Here is an 18,603-nt window from a genome sequence, read left to right on the forward strand (position 1 = left end):
ACATGCCCTACCTGTCGAAGCTCGCCCTCAACCCGCGCCGCCGCGCCGCAGTGGCCCTGCTCTCCAGCCCGCACCGCCTGCACGCCGCCATCCTGTCCGGCCTGGCCGAGCAACCCGTCACCGAACGCGTCCTTTGGCGCCTGGACAGCAACACCCAGCACCGGGCCGACATCCTCGTCCTCACCGAGAGCCGCCCCTCGTGGGCCCATCTCGTCGACGAGGCAGGCTGGCCCGGAGCCGACGGAGGCGCTCCGCTCATCGCCGACTACACGCCGCTGGTGGAACGCCTGGACCGCGGCCGCGAGTTCGCCTTCCGCCTCACCGCCAACCCCGTCCAGAACGTCCCCCGGCCCAGCCGGCCGAGCGAACAGCAGGCCGCCCGCCTGAAGGAAGGAGCCGACGACGGCAGTCGGCACCGCGGCTTTCGCGTCGCCCACCGCACCGCCGCCCAGCAACTCGAGTGGCTCCTCAAGCGGTGCGAACGCCATGGCTTCAGCATCCCCGAGGCCACCGCCACACCCTCCGCCCCCGGTCTCCAGACCGAGAACCAGGACCTGTCCGCCGGACCCGCGGTGACCATCGTCAGTCGCGACATCCTCCGCTTCCGCAAGCGCCCCGACGGCCCCCGCGTCACCCTGTCCACCGCCACCTTCGAAGGCCGCCTCCGCGTCACCGACCCCGACACCCTGCGGACCTCCCTCCTCGGCGGCATCGGCCCCGCCAAGGGCTACGGACAAGGCCTGCTCACCCTCGCCCCGCTCCGGACCGACGAGACAGACCATGCCTGAACCCTGGTGGCGGACCGGACCGCAGGACCTCCACCGGCTCGAGGACCGCATCAGCAGCCTCTACGCCGAGCGCTGCCACATCGACCGCGACGACAACGCCATCGTCCTGGTCAACAAAGCACGCACCGTCCACGTCCCGGCCGCCTGGCTCGCCGTCCTCCTCATCGGACCCGGCAGCCGGATCACCCACCCCGCCGTCACCCTGCTCGCCGACTCCGGCACCGCCCTGTGCTGGGTCGGAGAGCAGGGCGTGCGTCTCTACGCCACCGGCACCAGCACCGCACGCGGCTCCCAGCTCCAGCTCCGCCAGGCCTGGCTGGTCACCCGGCCCAAGGAGCGCGTCGCTGTCGCCCGCCGTATGTACGACATGCGCTTCCCCGGTGAGGACACCACCGGCCTGAGCCTGCAGCAGCTCCGCGGTCGCGAGGGCACCCGCGTCCGCCGGCTCTACGCCCAGCACGCCGAGCGGACCGGGGTGCCCTGGACCAAACGCGACTACAAGCCAGGTGATGCCTTCGCCGCCGGTGACGACGTCAACCGGCTCCTGTCCGCCGCCAACTCGGCCCTCTACGGCATCTGCCACGCAGCCGTCACCGGACTGGGCGCCAGCCCAGCCCTCGGCTTCGTCCACACCGGCAACGCCCTCTCCTTCGTCCTGGACATCGCCGACCTCTACAAAGCCGAGTTCTCCATCCCTCTCGCCTTCGACCTCACCGCGAAGGGCCTCACCTCGGAACGTGACGCACGTACCGCCCTGCGGGACGCGGCCGTGCGCGGCAAGCTTCTGCCCCGCATCGTCGCCGACATCAAGCGACTCCTCGTCCCCGATGGCGATGACCTGCCGGACGAGGACCTCGGCGCCCTCTGGGACGACGGCGAGACCGTCGTCAGCAGCGGCCGCAACTGGAGCGCCACGCACCACCTCGACGTCATCCCGGAACCCACCGACCCCACCCCTGCGGGGACGGCCCCGTGAGCGCCGGAACGACCGTGGTTGTCCTCATCGCGGCCCCTCCTGGGCTCCGGGGACACCTCACCCGCTGGTTCGTTGAAGTGGCCGCCGGCGTCTACGTCGGCAACCCCAACGCCCGAATCCGTGAACGCCTTTGGAATGTCCTCGCCGAGCGCATCTACGACGGCCAGGCCGTCATGATCGAACCAGCGGCCACGGAACAGGGCTGGACCGCCCGCACCGCCGGCCGCGACCGCTGGACCCCCGTCGACTTCGACGGGCTGACCCTCATTGCCCGCCCGCGCCAGACCGGCCAGCCCTGGCGGCCCGCGAACGAGGTGAAGCAAAATGACGTGATCACCTGACAACACCGCAGGTCACGAAGTGTCGTCCCCGCGCCTGCGGGGGTAGCTCGTCCGCGTCCAGAGCCGAGATCTGCGCGCTGGAGTCGTCCCCGCGCCTGCGGGGGTAGCTCCATGATCGACAGGGGCCAGGCGAGCCGCGGGTGGTCGTCCCCGCGCCTGCGGGGGTAGCTCCCGATGCTCGTCATCATCGACGAGATCCTAACAGTCGTCCCCGCGCCTGCGGGGGTAGCTCCTGACCCCGTCTCGCGCGCGCATGCGTAGGGCCGTCGTCCCCGCGCCTGCGGGGGTAGCTCTGGGATTGTCGGGAAGGTCAATCGATAGCTTCCGTCGTCCCCGCGCCTGCGGGGGTAGCTCGTCGACCACGTTCAGCCAGTCCCGCACCGAGGCGTCGTCCCCGCGCCTGCGGGGGTAGCTCCCCGTCGTCGGTCTCACTGGACGAGTACGCGTTGTCGTCCCCGCGCCTGCGGGGGTAGCTCGAGGTGGCGGCCGAAGACGTTGGGGGCGAGACGGTCGTCCCCGCGCCTGCGGGGGTAGCTCGGGTGACAGCACTGCGCTCGTCGCCTGTCGCGTGTCGTCCCCGCGCCTGCGGGGGTAGCTCCTCATGGTCGGCCTGTTCAAGGACGGCATCGGCGTCGTCCCCGCGCCTGCGGGGGTAGCTCGATCACCGGCGGCGTCCTCAGGGCCATGGCCGGGTCGTCCCCGCGCCTGCGGGGGTAGCTCCGTGGATCCCGGATGGGGGTGGGAGCCCGTCGCGTCGTCCCCGCGCCTGCGGGGGTAGCTCCGTGCGCCTCGACTCCGCCTACCGGGCGGTGGTGTCGTCCCCGCGCCTGCGGGGGTAGCTCCACCGCCGCCGACTCCTCGTCGTCGAAACGCTCGTCGTCCCCGCGCCTGCGGGGGTAGCTCCTCAGCGGAGGGACAAGACGCGATCGGGAGCGTGTCGTCCCCGCGCCTGCGGGGGTAGCTCTCCGGCCCTCATCACCGTGGCGGTGGTGCTCGTGTCGTCCCCGCGCCTGCGGGGGTAGCTCGACTGTGGGACTGGTCAAACCGCCGGGTGTCCTGTCGTCCCCGCGCCTGCGGGGGTAGCTCTGGACGTGTGGAGGGCGGGGATCCCGATCGGGTGTCGTCCCCGCGCCTGCGGGGGTAGCTCGACTCCCGGGCGAACCAAGCGGGACCGGCGCGCGTCGTCCCCGCGCCTGCGGGGGTAGCTCCACCCCTACTCCGGCGAACCACGCCTCAGCTCCGTCGTCCCCGCGCCTGCGGGGGTAGCTCGAACGACGCCTCCGTCGTGATCGTCGTCGAGCGGTCGTCCCCGCGCCTGCGGGGGTAGCTCCCGCGCCGGACTATGGGGCCTGACGGCGGGCACGTCGTCCCCGCGCCTGCGGCGGTAGCTCCTCGTGCGGTTCCGCTCGCGTACCTCCGAAACAGTCGTCCCCGCGCCTGCGGCGGTAGCTCCCGGTCGCGGGCGCAGATCGAGACGGCCCGGGAGTCGTCCCCGCGCCTGCGGGGGTAGCTCTTCGCCTCCGTGCTGGGGTGTGCGCGAAGCACCGTCGTCCCCGCGCCTGCGGGGGTAGCTCCTCCGCGACGCTGGACCAGGGGGACCCGGTCGAGTCGTCCCCGCGCCTGCGGGGGTAGCTCCAGGCCGGCCGGTACGCGGGCTCCGCAGGCCGGGTCGTCCCCGCGCCTGCGGGGGTAGCTCGAGGATGACGCCGAAGACGATCACCCAGGACAGGTCGTCCCCGCGCCTGCGGGGGTAGCTCGCGTGTCCCCTGCCCGCACGGTGTACGAACCGGGTCGTCCCCGCGCCTGCGGGGGTAGCTCCTTCCCCTGCGTTCCACAGTTGAGCGGGGTTCTCGGGGGTGCGGCAGGGCATCGGTGCAGGTCAGACGGTTGCGTCTAGTGCGAAAGGCCGAAAACGCCTAGTGGCACGATGTGGTGACCCCATGCCTGCGAACTGCAATGATGTGCGTATCGTCTAGCGGCATGTACGTGAAGACGACGTCCCGGCGGAACAAGGACGGGCAGACGGTCCGGTATCTGCAGCTGGCCCACAACGAGTGGGACCCGGCCGTGGGGCGTTCGCGTACGAAGGTGCTGCACTCCTTCGGCCGGGAGGACGAACTCGACCGCGAGGCGGTGCGCCGACTGGTCGGCGCGCTGTCGAAGCTGCTGGACCCCGCGTCCGCGCTGTCGGCGACCGGCTCGACAGACCTGTCACTGATCGGTTCCAGGCCGTGGGGCGGGGTGCACGCGCTGGACGGACTGTGGCACCGGCTCGGCCTCGACGCTGTCGTGCACCGCCAACTGGCCGGGCGGCGGCTGGATCCGCGCGTCGAGCGGGTGCTGTTCGCGCTGGTCGCCAACCGGGCATTGGCCGCCTCCAGCAAGCTCGCCGCGACCGAGTGGATCGCCGACGACGTCCACATAGACGGCCTGGAGGCGATCGGTGACGAAGCCTGCTACCGGGCCATGGATTACCTGCTGGCCATCGAACCGGCCCTGGCCAAGGAGGCGTGCTTCCAGGTCACCGACCTGCTCAACCTGGAGGTGGACCTGCTGTTCTTCGACACCACCTCCACGTACTTCGAGACCGAGGACGCCGACGATCCTGTCGTCCGCGACGACCGCGGCGAGCGCCTGGCCGCCGACGCGACGGCCGAAGACGCGGTGCGGCACGACGGGTTCCGCACCCACGGCAGGTCCAAGGACTCCCGCGACGATCTGCCCCAGGTCGTCATCGGCATGGCCGTCACCCGGGACGGGATCCCGGTGCGGGTGTGGTCCTGGCCCGGCAACACCGGTGACCAGGCCCTGATCCGGCAGGTCCGCGACGACCTGCGCGAGTGGACGCTGTCGAAGATCGTGTGGGTCGCCGACCGCGGCTTCACCTCCGCCGCCAACCGCCGGGCGCTGATGCGCGGAGGCGGCGGCTACATCATCGGCGAGAAACTCCGCACCGGATCACCCGAAGTCCGCGCCGCCCTCTCACGACAGGGCCGCTATGCGACCGTGCGCGACAACCTCCAGGTCAAGGAGGTCAACATCGGAACCGACGACCGGTTCGTGATCTGCTTCAACCCCGACCAGGCCACCCGCGACGCCGCGATCCGTCAGCGGATGGTCGCCCAGCTCACCGAGGCGATCGAGGGCACTGACAAGCTAGCCAGGCCCGAACGCGACAAGCTGGCCGGGATGTTGTCCACCAAGCCCGGCCTGAAACGGTTCTTGCGCACCACCCCGGGCGGGCTGCTGCGGGTGGACAAGAAGAAGATCGCCGCCGAGGCCAACCTCGACGGGAAGTACCTCCTGCGCTCCTCCGATCCGAAGCTGGCGGCCGAGGACATCGCGCTGGGTTACCAACAGCTCCTGGAAGTCGAGCGCGGCTGGCGCGATATGAAGCAAATTCTCGATCTCCGCCCCGTCTACCACCGCCGCGAAGACCGCATCCGCGCCCACGTCCTGCTGTGCTGGCTCGCCCTGCTCCTGATCCGCGTCGCCGAGACCTCCACCGGCCAGACCTGGAACCGCCTGCGCGCCGAACTCCAGCGCCTGCACGCGGTCACCTACACCGGCCCGGCCGGGACCTTCCGTCAGTCCACCGACCTCACCAAGCCCCAGCGCGACATCTTCACCGCCCTGAACGTCACCCCGCCCAAGAAGATCATCGATCTGACCACAGGCCGCTGACCAGGCACTATCCCCCCGCCTAGTGACACGCCATCTCGGCGTGCTCACAGGCATTTCCGCAGGTCAACCCACGTTTCCGTTCCCTACCCGACACCACCAACTGTGGAACTCAGGCTTCCACCACTTGGCCATGGGTCACTCCCCCCGGTCGTCCCCGCGCCTGCGGGGGTAGCTCCTCACCCTCTAGCGTCCCCTCATACGTCGGCATGTCGTCCCCGCGCCTGCGGGGGTAGCTCCATGGAGGAGGCCCGTGGGCGCACCATCCTCCTGTCGTCCCCGCGCCTGCGGGGGTAGCTCCAGGTCCGGGTCTCCCTCGTCCTTGCAGATGGCGTCGTCCCCGCGCCTGCGGGGGTAGCTCCGCTGTGATCACCTTCTGGTCCACTGCCGACGGGTCGTCCCCGCGCCTGCGGGGGTAGCTCGCCGGGGGCTACGCGGATGTGCACGTTCTGGGTGTCGTCCCCGCGCCTGCGGGGGTAGCTCGGCGGTGATGTGCTTCTTCGAGGTCTCGCCGTCGTCGTCCCCGCGCCTGCGGGGGTAGCTCCCGGGTCACCCAGCCGTACCGAGCGCCGTGGAGGTCGTCCCCGCGTCTGCGGGGGTAGCTCCCCGACCCCGACACCGTCGTGTCCACCGACGACGTCGTCCCCGCGCCTGCGGGGGTAGCTCCGTCACACCCGCCTCCGCCCGGACACCGACAGGGTCGTCCCCGCGCCTGCGGGGGTAGCTCCGCCCACCCGTTCCTGCTCCCACCGCCCGGCACGTCGTCCCCGCGCCTGCGGGGGTAGCTCCGCCCACCCGTTCCTGCTCCCACCGCCCGGCACGTCGTCCCCGCGCCTGCGGGGGTAGCTCCTCCATGACGGGGGCGACTCCGGTGGCGAAGGCGTCGTCCCCGCGCCTGCGGGGGTAGCTCAACCACGGACATGGCTCCGATGGCGAGCGCGATGTCGTCCCCGCGCCTGCGGGGGTAGCTCCCTTTGATCGGTGGGGCCGGAGCATGAAGAGGGGTCGTCCCCGCGCCTGCGGGGGTAGCTCGGGTGCGGCGTCGACCGTCCCCGGGGTGGCCGCGTCGTCCCCGCGCCTGCGGGGGTAGCTCGCTCACGGCGACCGACGTCTGTGCGGGCGCCCCGTCGTCCCCGCGCCTGCGGGGGTAGCTCACGGACGCGGGCTTTGGCTTGTTCTTTAACCTCTGGCCTCGAACAGCGCGTCGTACGAGGTCACTCACCTGTGGATTCGCCGGACAGGCGGACGGCCTTCGCATGATCCTGCGTTCCGCCAAGGAAACAGATTCATACGAAGGCCGCAGGGGTGAGTGTGCTCGACGACGGTGCCCGGCGTGAGGCGTTCGACTTCACGTCACACTTCCGGGAAAACTTCTACGCGTGCCTGACCCGGCGCGGTGACACCCTGTTCGAGCTCGCGGACGCGATGCTCTGCGAGAACGGGCCCGTCACGTCACCGGTCGACCTCACGCTCCTGGCCGAGCACCGGCGCGGGCACGGCGCCCTCTACGACGCGCTGAACAGCGGGAACATCGACGAAGCCGGGCTGCGCCGGGCCCTGGCGATCCTGCCGCAGCCCAAGGCCGCCGACAACCGCCTCGTCCTGGCGGTCGACGTGACGCACTGGCTGCGGCCGGACGCGCCGTGCTGCCCGGAGCGGCTGTTCTGTCACGTCTACGGACGCTCGGGACGCTCCAGCGATCAGTTCGTTCCCGGCTGGCCGTATTCGTTCGTCGCCGCGCTGGAGACCGGTCGCACCTCTTGGTGCCAGCTGCTGGACGCACTCCGTCTCGGCCCGGACGACGATGTCGCCGAGGTCACCGCCGCCCAGGTCCGCCGCGTCGTGACCGGCCTGATCGAGGGCGGCCAGTGGGAGCCGGAGGACCCCGACATCCTCATCGTCTTCGACGCCGGCTACGACGCCCCGCGCATGGCATACCTCCTGGCCGGCCTGCCGGTCGAAGTGCTGGGGCGGATGCGCACGGACCGGGTGATGCGCCGCCCGACCCCGTCCCTCAAGGAGTACGCCCAGACCTATCCCCAGGGCGGGAGGCCGCCGAAGCACGGCAAGGAGTTCCGCTTCGCCAAGCCCGAGACCCGGGGCGAGCCCGACGCGGAGACGGTGCAGGTCACCGACCGCTACGGCACCGCGACGGCCATGGCCTGGGACCGCCTCCACCCCAAGCTGACCACCCGCTCCGCCTGGATCGACCACACCGGCGAACTCCCCGTCATCGAGGGCACCCAGATCCGTCTCTCCGTCGACCACCTGCCCGGCGGCCAGGACCCCCTCCCGGTCTGGCTGTGGTCCTCGAAGACCGGCATGACCGGCGCGGACGTTGACCTGCGATGGCAGGTGTTCCTTCGCCGCTTCGACCTGGAACACACCTTCCGGATGATCAAACAGACACTCGGCTGGACCCGCCCGAAACTACGGACTCCCCAGGCCGCAGACCGCTGGACCTGGATCGTGATCGCCGCCCACACTCAGCTCCGGCTCCTGCGCGAGGCCGCCGCCGACCTCCGCCGCCCCTGGGAGAAGCCAGTCGCGCCGTCCCGGCTCACCCCGGCCCGCGTCCGCCGGGGGTTTCGCAACCTCCGCCCGCACCTGCACTGCCCGGCCCGCGCGCCGAAACCATCAACGCCAGGACCAGGAAGACCAGTTGGCTCGAAGAACCGACACCCGGCCACCCGTCATGACGTGGGCAAAACGACCAGACGCCCCGAGAGCATCACCGAAAGAAACAGGATGAAAGCTAACAAAGGTTAAATTCCAAGCTTAGGCACGTTGTGATCCAGGGTGGCTGGCCAGTGCCGACGAGCGGGTCCGACACGCTTCGCAGACGGTGGTGATCCACGTGTGGTGCTGGTCGCCGCGGAAGTGGGGGCGTCCGGGGGCTCCGCACAGCTCGCATGTGTGCTTTGAGGCGGTTTCGGCGGAGTCGGTGAGGGCGGTGGCGTCATCCATGAAGCCGCCGTCGTACTCGCCGGCCTCGTCGAAGCGGTCCGCGATGTAAATGTGCAGGGCACCGAACCTGATGGTGAGGCTGTCGAGTTGGTAGTCGGGGGCGAGGGCGAGCAGGTCGTGGTGGAGCTGGTCGAGCAGTGCGGTCCAGCCGGGCCCGACCGTGTGAGCCCAGGCGGGAACCTGCCGGTGGCTCCAGATGGAATCGGTGCTCTGGTCCGTCATGTGCCACATCTTGGCGTGTGGCTCTGACATCGGGGGCGGACTGCTTCCCGGTGATCTTTACGCGGTCTGGAGGGCTGCGGATGGCCGTGCGTGGGGTCGGGCTGACATGCTGCGGCGGTTGTCCTCCCCCGGTTCGGTCGGGGGAGGACAACCGCCGTTTGCGCTGATCAGAGCTCTCCGCTCGTCATGGCCTGCCGGAACATGGACCACTCTGCCGCGTCGAACCGCAGCGGTTCGAGGTGGGTGTTCTTCGAGTCCCGCACAGCGATGCCGCCTCCGGGGAGGTCGGTGATCTCGACGCAGTTGTGTTCCGGTCCGCTGGCCTTGGCCTTGCGCCAGCGGGCGGCGGAGAGGTCGTGCGCGTACAACTCCGCCTTGGCTTTGTTCACTTCCGGTGCCCTTCTTCCATCTGTGCGATTCGTGCGAGTGAGTCCTCCACCGACAGGGCCGCGGCACGGATGCGGTCGACCGCGCCTGTGAAGGGTTGCGTGCCGTCGCCCTCAACGTAGGTAGCTCCGCTGAGGTTTTCCAACAGCACGACATCTGGGGTGGGGCCCGGGAAGCTGACCAGGCCGAAGCCGCCGAAGATCCCGGGGTGGGCGGTGGAGTCCAGCGGCATGAGCTGGACGGTGACGTTGGGCATCTCTGCGGTGTCCAGCAGCTTGCGCAGCTGTTCGCGCATGGTGGCTGGCCTCACCTCGAACCGGGTGTGCAGCGCGGCCTCGTGGATGATGACCCACAGTTGCAGGGGATGGCCAGGCCTGGTCAGCACGGCCTGGCGGGCTTGGCGGACCTCAGCGAGTGCCGCGATCTCCTCCGGGGTGCGGGAGTCGCTGGTGGCGGTCATCGTCTCGCGTGCGTAGGCGGCGGTCTGGAGCAGGCCGGGAACGGCGAGAGGTGCCCACTCGCAGATGCGCTCGGCGTCGTCCTCCAGCGAGATGTAGTCGGCGTATGCCGGGGAGACGACGCCGCTGTAGGTCTGCCACCAGCCCTTCTTCCCGGCGTCCTTGGCCAGGTTCTCCAGGGCGGTGAACACCTCCGTGTCCTTCACTCCGTACGTCTTGAGCAGGCCGGTGACCTCGTTCGGGCGGATCTGCTGCCGGGCGTTCTCGATCTTCGACAGCTTCGGGACCTTCCACCCCATGGCGACGGCGGCGTCCTCCAGCGTCATCCCGGCGTCGTTGCGGAGCTTTTTGAGCGTCTGGCCGAGGCGTCGGCGGCGGACGGTCGGCACCAAGGGGGAATGCGGCATATTCGCAGTCTGGCACCGCGCCAGGCCGCAACACGACCCGGTTTCAAGGATTCCTTCACCGGATCGGGTCGAAAGGTTGCGGCCCGATCGAGAAAGGGTACATGTTCGTGGGAAAGGAGCGACGCTCGGTCAACTTACCGTAGCTGTGCGCTACTTGATCCATTGCGGCCGTGGGTCGCGGGTGGGGAGGCTGCCGTGTTCGTGGTGACGCAAGCGCAGGCCGCGGCGAGTGCCGGGTTCTACTTACGGGCCCGGCCGACTGGCTTCGCCGTGCATATGAATGCCTCGGCGGCCCACCTGCGCAGGGTGCGTGAGTTGGCGGACAAGACGCTGTGCGAGGCCGGTGTGGACACCGGCACCAGCGCGAACGTGCAGCTGGTCGCCTCCGAGCTGATCGGGAACTCGGTGCGGGCCTGCGGGGACCACGTCCCCCTGGTCGTCGAGGTCGACGCCGAGGAGGACGGGGTGTCGGTGAAGGTCCACGACCCCGAGCCGGAACTGCTGCCCAGCCGCCGGCCGGTCGCGCTCGACGATGGGGAGGCCGAATCCGGCCGGGGGCTGGGCCTGGTGGACATTCTCGCCCCCGGCTGGCAGGTCCTCCCCACGCCGGTCGGCAAGCAGATCGTGTGCAGCCTTCCATACGACGAAGGAGACGGCCGTGCCTGAAGTCCCCGCCGAACAGCTCCCGTTCCGGGTCGTGTACGACGCGGCGGCCCGCGAAGTGGTCGTGTGGATGACCTTCGGCAACGGGCCGAAGCAGACCACGCGGCGCAAGACGTTCCCCTCGCTGGAGGCGCTGGCCATCGCCGTGGCCGGGCACCGGTACGAAGCCTTCCTGCAGAGCCGTCTGGCGAACACGCTGGTCCAGGCGGCCGTGACGCATCTGGGTGCGGACCCGTCCCGGCTGGAGGCCGCGGTCCGTGCCCTGTCGGACCCGACGAGCACCATGCCGCTGGGCACCCTGCTGTACGGCTCATCGCCCGGTCCGGCGGGACCGCCGCCGGCCGACGGGTGAAGAGGCCGACGGCTGCGGTCATCGGCTCCTGCCTGTCCGGGGTGTCTGCTCCCCGGACAGGCAGGGCCGCCTGGACCAGCGGCGGCGGGTGAACGGTGCCCGGCCTGCTGCCGCTTCCCGCGAGCCGAGCGCGGCTCACGGCAGTGGCCCCGCCGCTTCCCCCGTGCATCGGGCGGCGGGGCCGCCCTGCCCCTCGTACTTTCACCGCCGCCCGCCCCAGCGCGGGCTGTAGCTCTGCCGTCCGCCGATCGAAGGAGGGCGTCATGCCCCGTTCTGTGCACTCGTTACCGTCCGAGAGGATCGTCATCCTCGGGGCCGGGCCTTGCGGCCTGGCCTGCGCGGACGAACTGAACCGGCTTGGCCACCGCGCCTGGACGCTGCTGGAGGCCGCTCCTGTACCTGGCGGCCTTGCCGCGTCTGTGGTAGATCCGGCCGGCTTCACCTGGGACCTGGGCGGGCACGTGGTCTTCTCCCACTTCGGCGAGTTCGACCGCCTGCTGGCCGAGTTGTTCACCACCGACGAGTTGCTGCTTCACGACCGGTCCTCCTACGTCCGCTTCCGTGACCGGTGGGTGCCCTATCCCTTCCAGCAGCACCTCCACCACCTCCCGGCCGAGGACGCCGAGGCGTGTGTGCACGACCTTCTGCTCGCCTGCCAGCGGCGCGAACAGGGGCTGCCCGCCGACGCGGACTTCGCCACCTGGCTGCAAGGGATGTACGGATCGGGCCTAGTGGAGCGGTTCTTCGGCCCGTACAACTCCAAGGTCTGGGCGATGACGCCCGAGCAGATGGCCTCCTCTTGGGTCGCCGAGCGCGTCGCCCCGGTCGATCCCGGTGAGGTCTTGGCGGCCTTCTCGGGCACCGCCCCGGCCGCCCGGCGGTGGGGCCCCAACGCCACCTTCGCCTTCCCCGCCAGAGGCGGCACCGGGGAGATCTGGCGCCGGCTGGCCGCACGTCTCGACGGCGGCCTGCGGACGTCAGCCCGTGCGGTCGCCGTCGACCCGGCGGCCCGTATCGTGACGCTCGCCGACGGCGAGCGCATCGGCTTCGATCACCTGGTGGCCACCGGTCCACTGGACCGGCTGGTCGCCATGACCGTCAGGGCCCCGGCCACGGTGTGGGAGGCGGCCGGACGGCTGCGGCACACCACGGTGGCGATGGTCGGCCTCGGCTACCGGGCCCCCACCACCGATGAGCGGTCCTGGCTGTACTTCCCGCAAGCAGAGGTGCCGTTCTACCGGGCCACGAACTTCAGCAAGTACGCGCCTGCCCATGTCCCCGGCGCCGACACGCAGGCGTTCAGCGCGTGGATGACCGAGACCTCCATGCTTCCGGGCACCCGCCTGGACTACAGCCGGTTGATCCGCGCCTGCGACCAGGCTCTGCGGCGCCACGGCCTGGTACCCGAGCACGCGCCGCTGGCCAGCACTCACCTGGAGCTGATCGAGCACGCCTACCCGGTGCCCACCCTGGACCGTGATGAGGCCCTGGCCGCGGTGGTGCCGTGGCTGCAGGCCCACGGGATCTATCCGCGGGGCCGGTTCGGGACCTGGCGGTACGAGATCGGCAACATGGACCACGCGGTGAAGATGGGCATCGACATCGCCCGCCGCCTGGTCAACGGCACCACCGAGGAACTCCTCACCCCGGCCGACGGTGCCGTTGCGGTGGCAGGGGGCCGGGCGTGAACGGCCGCAGCAACGAGGCGATCCCGTTCGCCGGGCACCGCTTCCACCTCCACACCGACGAGACCTTCCGCATCGACCAAGGCGTCCACCTGCTGAACTTCGCCCCCGAGACCGCCCCGGCCCCGCTGTGCGGGCAACTCACTCAGATCCGCGTCCATCACAGCGAAGACATCTTCCGCGACCGCACGGCCCGCCTGGCCGGTGCACCGTCGGTGAAGGTGGTGCCGTTCCGCGGCGAGCCGTACCAGCTCTCCCGGATCGGGCAGGTCTGCTGGTGGCGGCCCGACCCCACCTCGCACCTACCCCCCGACCACCTGTACACCAAGGACCCGACGGGGCGGCTGCACATCGTGCTGCATACGGGAACCGATCACGGCGAGCGGTATGCCCTGCGGGTGATACGCGAGGTCGTCCTGCGCTGTGCCGAGCACCGCGGCTGGACCGCCTTCCATGCCGCGGCCGGCGCGGTCGACGGGCACGGGGTGCTGATCGCCGGGGCGTCCGGGGCGGGCAAGACCACCGTGCTCACGGCCCTGGCCGCCCACCGCCGCGCCGACCTCATCGGCTCCGACCGTGTGCTGGTCACCGAGTCCGCCGCGAGTGTGGTCGGGGTGCCGATCTCGGTGAGGATCGCCGGCGGAACCCTGTCCGCGCTCGCCCCGAACCGGAACCTCCCGCCGCACAGCGTGCTGCCGACCGATTTCGGCGCCGCCCGCAAAGCCTCGTGCACCCCGCACGACTTCGCCCACGCCTTTGCCGCCCACGTGCGGGAAAGCGCCCCGCTGCGGCTCGTCGTCCTGCCCCGGCTGAGCGACGACGACCAGGAGGTGAGCATCGCCTTCCCCTGCCCGGCGGCGGCCCGTGAAGCGCTCGCCGCCGTGTGCTGCACGCCGCATGACGAGGACTGGCTCCACCCGTGGTTCGCCGACCGCTCCCGCCCCGTGGGCGAACTGGCCCGCCAGGCCGCCGATCTCATGGACGACCTGGTCGCCAGAGCGCCGGTGATGACGGTGACGGCCGGAGTACACACCCCGCACCTGCTGGGACGGATCGCCGACGCCGTCACCCGGAGGCTCCCGTGATACCCAAGCGCATCGCACTGGTCGGCCCGGTGGCGTCCGGCAAGTCCACCCTCGCCGCCGCCATCGCCGCCCACAGCGGCCTGCCCCACCTCGACCTGGACGAGCTGTTCTGGAGACCCCGATGGACCCCGGTCGACCCGCCGGTCTTCCACGCCCACGTCCGTGACGTCTTGGCCGCGGACACCTGGATCGCGGACGGCAACTACGACGGCGAAGCCGCCGAGATCCTGCTGGCCCGCGCCGAACTCGCCATCTGGCTCGACCTGCCGCTGCGGATCTGCCTGCCCCGGCTGATCCGCCGCTCCCTTGGCCGGGCCGCCACCCGGCAGGAGCTGTTCGCCGGGAACCGGGAGACCTTCGGCCACCTGCTCGCCCGCGACTCGATCCTGTGGTGGGGCCCCGCCCACCACCACCGGCACCGCCGCCGCTGGGCGACGCGCCTCCACCCGGACCGGGCAGGTGGCCTGCCCGTCATCCGCCTCGATCATCCCCACGCCGTCGCCGCCCGGCTGCAATCCCTCGGTCTGCTCGCCCCGAAGGAGGCATGACCTGCCGTGATCGCCTCAGTCGTCCGCGTGCCCTGGCACACCGCCCACGGCGGCTACGACCGCCTTCTCGATCACCTTCCCGAAGTCCGCCGCATCACCCCGCCCACCGGCCCGCTCGCGACCAGGACCGCCCGTGCCGCCCACCGCCTGCTCGCCCGGAACTGCCCGCTGCCCTTCTACCCGGCCGAGCACTTCGCCACCGACCTGCGCCTGCTGGCCTCCCACAAGGCCGCGCACGTGCTGTACGGGGACGAGCAGTACTGGTTCTCCCGTCGCCGACTCGGCCTGACCGCCGTCACCTACCACCAGCCGCCCGCCCGCCTCAAGCAGCTCCTGCCGCCCGGGACATGGCGGAAGCTGGCGTCGACGGCCGAGCACATCGTCGTCCTCGACCCGCACCAGCGGGCGTTCTTCACCGACCTGGTGCCCCGCGAACGCGTGCACCTGGTGCCCCACGGCATCGACACCACCGCCTTCACCCCACCGCCCGCCCCGCCGGCTTCGGGCCGGCCGCTGGTGCTGACGGTGGGCTGGTGGCTGCGGGACTGGGACGTGGTGGACGCCGTGCACGAGCGGCTGCACCGCCGCTACGGCGACGGCGTCGAGCTGACCGTCGTCACCCGGCAGGCCCGCAGCCGGCTCTGGCACCCGGCCGCCCGCGTGCTGGAAGGCGTCAGCGAACAGACCCTGATCGGCCTGTACCGGCGGGCCGCCGTGATGCTGCTGCCACTCCTCGACGCGACCGCCAACAACGCGCTGCTGGAGGCGATGGCATGCGGCACCCCGGTGGTCGCCACCGACGTCGGCGGCATCCTGCACTACGCGGGCCAGGGCCGGGCGGCCCAGCTCACCCCGCCCGGGGACGCCGATGCGGCCGCACAGGCGGTGGAGAAGATCCTCGCCGAGACCGGCACCGCCGCGCACGCGGTGCGGCGGGCCTTCGCCCGCGAACGGGCGGAGCTGTTCGCCTGGCCCCTGGTCGCCGACCAGATGCGCGGTGTCTACCGGCTGATGGAGGACGAGCGGTGACCGCGACCGGGGTGTGGCTGCAGGCCGCGGTGCCCGTACTGCTGACGCTGCTGCTGGCCCGCGCGGTATGGGCCTTCATCGCAGTGGAGGTGTCCGCGAGGTGGCTGCTCGCCTCCGCCACCCGCACCACCCCCACCGCTCCGGCGCCCGTGCCGTGGCTGGTGGTGCTGCTGCCGATGCTGCGCGAGCAGACGATCGCCGCGCAGACGGTCGCCGCGTTCACCGCACTCGACTACCCGCCAGGCCGGGCCGCCGTCGTGGTCATCACCACCGAACGCGAAACCTCCGCCCGCGCCGGACACCGCGGCTGGCTGGACACCCTGACCGCCTCCGCCCCTGTGGAGGCCCGGCAGTTGCGGGGCCTGTTCCCCGCCGCCCGCTGCCGCGAGGTCGCCGAGACGGTCAACGCCGCCCGGCCCGCGGACCGGCTGCGGGTGCTGACCGACCTGTTCGACGCCGAGCCGACCACCGCCGACATCGTGGCGGCTCTCGCCGCCGACCCGCCGGGCGGCGGGCTGCCGCTGGTGCACCTGCACCAGCCCGATGTCGGCGGGCGCAAGGCCGGACAGCTCAACTTCGCCCTCGACCGCCTCAAGCAGGTCCTCGGCCCGCTCGGCTGGAAGGAGGACGAGCACGCAGGCGACACGTACGCGGTGGTCTACGACGCCGACGCGGTCCCCGACCGCCGCACCCTTCAGGCGTTCGCCGCCGAGGCCGCCGCCCACCGGGCCCGCGCGGGCAGGGCCCCCACCCTGATCCAGCAGCAGCGGCTGCCGCTGCTGGCCCGCCGCCCCTTCCCCGTCGGCCCGGTCGGTCTGCTGCTGGCCGGGGAATGGGTGTACCAGCTGCGGCGCTCGCTCGGCATCGAACTCGCCCGCGTCCGCCTGCACCGCTTCCTGGCCGCCTCCCGGCTGCCGGAGACGGTGCGGATGTGGCTGCGGCCGATGGTGTACGCCGTGGGCTGCGGCATGGCCGTCCACCTCCCCGCCGTCCGCACGCTCGGCGGCTTCCCCGAACCGATGGAAGACCTCGGCACCGGGCACCGGCTGTCCCTGCTCGGCGCCGACCTCACCACCACGTCGGTCGCCGCCCTGGACGAGCCCTACACCGAGCCGTCGGGGCTGACGAACCTTCACGCCCTTGCCTTCACCGCCTCCGCCCGACCCGACCGCCACGCGGCAGCCGTCGCCCACCTGCCCACGGCTATCTCCCGCCGTGCCAAGGCAGTGCTGGTGGCCCGGGAGTGGGCGGACGAGGCTGCCTGGCTGATCGGCGCCCCGCTGGCCGCGGCAGCCGTCGTCTCCGCCTGGTGGGCCGGACCGGCCTGGACGGCCGTCGCGGCGGCCGGGGTGCTGCTGCACGGCCCCGTGACCACCGCCCGACTGCTGTCCCTGGCCCCGGCCCTGCACGCGGCCGTCACCCCACCGCCCACTCTGGCCCCCTTGCCCCGGACATCCTCAGCACACCCGTCCGCCCTGGTCGCGGCCAGTCCGCTCCAGCCGTTCGTACGGCTGGCCGGGCCCTGGCGGCTGATCTTCACGAAGGCCGCCGGACGCCACCGCGGTTTCGGCAAGACTGAGCGCTGACATCTCCTTCCCCGACCGCGACCGAGAGTTGGAGCCCCCTGTGGCCGAACCCGTCACCCCGACCATCCGCACCTCCGCCAAGGCCGTCGTCCTCCACCACGGCCGCGTCCTGCTCCAGCGGGCCAACTGGGAGGGCCAGGACTGCTACTTCCTGCCCGGCGGCGGCCAACACCCCGGCGAACCCCTCGACCAGACCGCCCGCCGCGAGGTCCACGAGGAGACCGGCCTGACCGTCACCGTCGATCGGATGCTGTGGCTGCGCGAGTACGTCGGCGCCAACCACGAGCACGCCGACACCGAGGCCGGCACCCACCGCATCGAAGCGATCTTCCACTGCACCCCCGAGGGCGACCCCGGCCGGCTCGGCGGACACGCCGAAGACGAGGTGCAGACCGGCCTGGAGTGGGTGGGGCTGGAGAAGGTGCCCGGCCTGAACCTGCTGCCCCACGCACTGCGGCAGCTGATCGCCGCCCTCGCCACCGGGCAGCCCTCATCCGGCTACCTCGGCGACGTCGCCTGAGCCCCATGGCGGCGATCAACGGCCGGATCCCGGACGGCGCCCGGGAGATCACCACCGGACAGGCCAACCGCGTCTGGCACATCAACGACCCCGTGCCGTACGTGCTCAAGCACTACAGCGACCCGGCCCGCGCCGCCAACGAGGCCGCCGCCCTCGCCCTCCTCGCCCAGCACCAAGCCCCGGCCCCCAAGCTCCTGGGGGCCGACCCGGGCGCCAGACCGGCGTGGACCGCGCAAAGCGCGGTCCACGCCGAGCCCGTGACCACCGGCCGGCTCCTTCACGAACTCGCCATCCCCCTGGCCGCCGCCCACCGCATCCCCGGCACGTACGCTGGACGGCTCGCCGGAGCCCGGCGCCACCGCACCTGGCGCGACTACCTGCACAACCGGCTCGACACCTACACGGCCGCCGCCCCCGACCTCACCCCGGCCGCGGCAGCCCTCCGCCGCGAACTCGACGCCACGGACACGGACACCGAACCCAGGCTGCTGCACCACGACCTCCAGCCGGGACACCTCGTCCGCCTGCCCAGCGGCAGGACACTCCTGCTGGACTGGGAACTCGCCGCCTTCGGTGACCCGCTGTCCGACCTCGCCCGCCTCGCCGTCCGCCTCGACCTGCCCGACCCCATGGACGTGCTCCACCTCGCCCACCAGCCCGATCCGGCCGCCGCCCGCCGAATCCGCCTGTACTGGCGCATCCACCAGTTCGCCGACGCCGCCCTCAGCACCGATCCGGCTGTACGACCACGCGACCGGGCTCGCCTTTCGTGAGGGCACAGGCCGGGCCCTACCGTCACCAATGCGAGTGAAGCTCTGCCCCACTCGGGCGGCTGCCCCCGAGGCGACGGCGTACGGAACGACGAGATTGTCGGCCCTGTTCTCCCGAAGCTGCGGCGAAGTGACAAG

General features: G+C 71.5%; 17 protein-coding genes and 2 CRISPR repeat arrays. Of the genes, 14 read left to right on the top strand and 3 right to left on the bottom strand.

All coding sequences use genetic code 11. The features are described 5' to 3' along the window. The first annotated feature begins 2 nt into the window (after positions 1-2). The 5 genes from cas6e to JEK78_RS15925 all read left to right on the top strand — a co-directional run bounded on the left by cas6e (position 3) and on the right by JEK78_RS15925 (position 8,555). On the top strand, positions 3-788 hold the full coding sequence (gene cas6e, locus JEK78_RS15905) for a type I-E CRISPR-associated protein Cas6/Cse3/CasE (RefSeq protein ID WP_200259799.1): 786 nt from the start codon (positions 3-5) through the stop codon (positions 786-788). Further along, positions 781-1,764 carry a type I-E CRISPR-associated endonuclease Cas1e gene (cas1e, locus tag JEK78_RS15910; protein ID WP_200259802.1) on the top strand — a complete coding sequence of 328 codons (984 nt, stop codon included), beginning with the start codon at positions 781-783 and terminating at the stop codon, positions 1,762-1,764. Before cas6e ends, cas1e begins: the two co-directional genes overlap by 8 nt. Beyond that, positions 1,761-2,105, top strand: coding sequence for a type I-E CRISPR-associated endoribonuclease Cas2e (cas2e, locus tag JEK78_RS15915; RefSeq protein WP_200259805.1), 345 nt, complete (start codon positions 1,761-1,763; stop codon positions 2,103-2,105). Before cas1e ends, cas2e begins: the two co-directional genes overlap by 4 nt. A 21-nt stretch (positions 2,106-2,126) precedes the next feature. Then, positions 2,127-3,923: a CRISPR direct-repeat array (repeat unit 28 nt; unit sequence GTCGTCCCCGCGCCTGCGGGGGTAGCTC). A gap of 162 nt (positions 3,924-4,085) precedes the next feature. After that, on the top strand, positions 4,086-5,789 hold the full coding sequence (locus JEK78_RS15920) for an IS1634 family transposase (RefSeq protein WP_200259808.1): 1,704 nt from the start codon (positions 4,086-4,088) through the stop codon (positions 5,787-5,789). Positions 5,790-5,936: 147 nt separating this feature from the next. Continuing rightward, a CRISPR array of direct repeats spans positions 5,937-6,940; the repeat unit is 28 nt; unit sequence GTCGTCCCCGCGCCTGCGGGGGTAGCTC. A gap of 151 nt (positions 6,941-7,091) precedes the next feature. Then, the gene (locus tag JEK78_RS15925) at positions 7,092-8,555 is read left to right on the top strand and encodes an NF041680 family putative transposase (RefSeq protein WP_200259811.1); all 1,464 of its coding nucleotides are present in this window, start codon (positions 7,092-7,094) and stop codon (positions 8,553-8,555) included. Positions 8,556-8,564: 9 nt separating this feature from the next. On the opposite strand, the gene JEK78_RS15930 is transcribed toward JEK78_RS15925, so the two are convergent. From JEK78_RS15930 to JEK78_RS15940, 3 genes are all read right to left on the bottom strand, one after another. Next, positions 8,565-8,975: a hypothetical protein gene (locus JEK78_RS15930; RefSeq protein WP_200259814.1), complete on the bottom strand. Its 411-nt coding sequence runs from the start codon at positions 8,973-8,975 to the stop codon at positions 8,565-8,567. Positions 8,976-9,142: 167 nt separating this feature from the next. After that, the gene (locus JEK78_RS15935; protein ID WP_200259817.1) at positions 9,143-9,364 is read right to left on the bottom strand and encodes a DUF397 domain-containing protein; all 222 of its coding nucleotides are present in this window, start codon (positions 9,362-9,364) and stop codon (positions 9,143-9,145) included. After that, complete coding sequence (locus JEK78_RS15940) at positions 9,361-10,227, bottom strand: helix-turn-helix transcriptional regulator (protein ID WP_200259820.1); 867 nt, start codon at positions 10,225-10,227, stop codon at positions 9,361-9,363. Before JEK78_RS15940 ends, JEK78_RS15935 begins: the two co-directional genes overlap by 4 nt. 195 nt (positions 10,228-10,422) lie before the next feature. Between JEK78_RS15940 and JEK78_RS15945 the strand changes: the two genes are divergently transcribed. The 9 genes from JEK78_RS15945 to JEK78_RS15985 all read left to right on the top strand — a co-directional run bounded on the left by JEK78_RS15945 (position 10,423) and on the right by JEK78_RS15985 (position 18,468). Beyond that, a complete protein-coding gene (locus tag JEK78_RS15945; RefSeq protein ID WP_242483097.1) occupies positions 10,423-10,893 on the top strand; it encodes an ATP-binding protein in 471 nt (156 codons plus the stop codon). Next, on the top strand, positions 10,886-11,242 hold the full coding sequence (locus JEK78_RS15950) for a hypothetical protein (protein ID WP_200259823.1): 357 nt from the start codon (positions 10,886-10,888) through the stop codon (positions 11,240-11,242). Before JEK78_RS15945 ends, JEK78_RS15950 begins: the two co-directional genes overlap by 8 nt. A gap of 263 nt (positions 11,243-11,505) precedes the next feature. Next, a complete protein-coding gene (locus JEK78_RS15955) occupies positions 11,506-12,930 on the top strand; it encodes an FAD-dependent oxidoreductase (RefSeq protein ID WP_200259825.1) in 1,425 nt (474 codons plus the stop codon). After that, the gene (locus JEK78_RS15960; RefSeq protein ID WP_200259828.1) at positions 12,927-14,012 is read left to right on the top strand and encodes a hypothetical protein; all 1,086 of its coding nucleotides are present in this window, start codon (positions 12,927-12,929) and stop codon (positions 14,010-14,012) included. Before JEK78_RS15955 ends, JEK78_RS15960 begins: the two co-directional genes overlap by 4 nt. Further along, positions 14,009-14,560: a hypothetical protein gene (locus JEK78_RS15965; protein WP_242483098.1), complete on the top strand. Its 552-nt coding sequence runs from the start codon at positions 14,009-14,011 to the stop codon at positions 14,558-14,560. Before JEK78_RS15960 ends, JEK78_RS15965 begins: the two co-directional genes overlap by 4 nt. Before the next feature lie 6 nt (positions 14,561-14,566). Continuing rightward, positions 14,567-15,589: a glycosyltransferase family 4 protein gene (locus tag JEK78_RS15970; protein ID WP_200259831.1), complete on the top strand. Its 1,023-nt coding sequence runs from the start codon at positions 14,567-14,569 to the stop codon at positions 15,587-15,589. Further along, positions 15,586-17,175: a hypothetical protein gene (locus tag JEK78_RS15975; RefSeq protein WP_200259833.1), complete on the top strand. Its 1,590-nt coding sequence runs from the start codon at positions 15,586-15,588 to the stop codon at positions 17,173-17,175. Before JEK78_RS15970 ends, JEK78_RS15975 begins: the two co-directional genes overlap by 4 nt. A 40-nt stretch (positions 17,176-17,215) precedes the next feature. After that, positions 17,216-17,695: an NUDIX domain-containing protein gene (locus JEK78_RS15980; protein WP_200259836.1), complete on the top strand. Its 480-nt coding sequence runs from the start codon at positions 17,216-17,218 to the stop codon at positions 17,693-17,695. A gap of 5 nt (positions 17,696-17,700) precedes the next feature. Beyond that, positions 17,701-18,468, top strand: a complete 768-nt coding sequence (locus JEK78_RS15985; protein WP_200259840.1) for a phosphotransferase — start codon at positions 17,701-17,703, stop codon at positions 18,466-18,468. Positions 18,469-18,603 lie beyond the last annotated feature (135 nt).

The organism is Streptomyces sp. HSG2, from assembly GCF_016598575.1.
Lineage (GTDB): Bacteria > Actinomycetota > Actinomycetes > Streptomycetales > Streptomycetaceae > Streptomyces.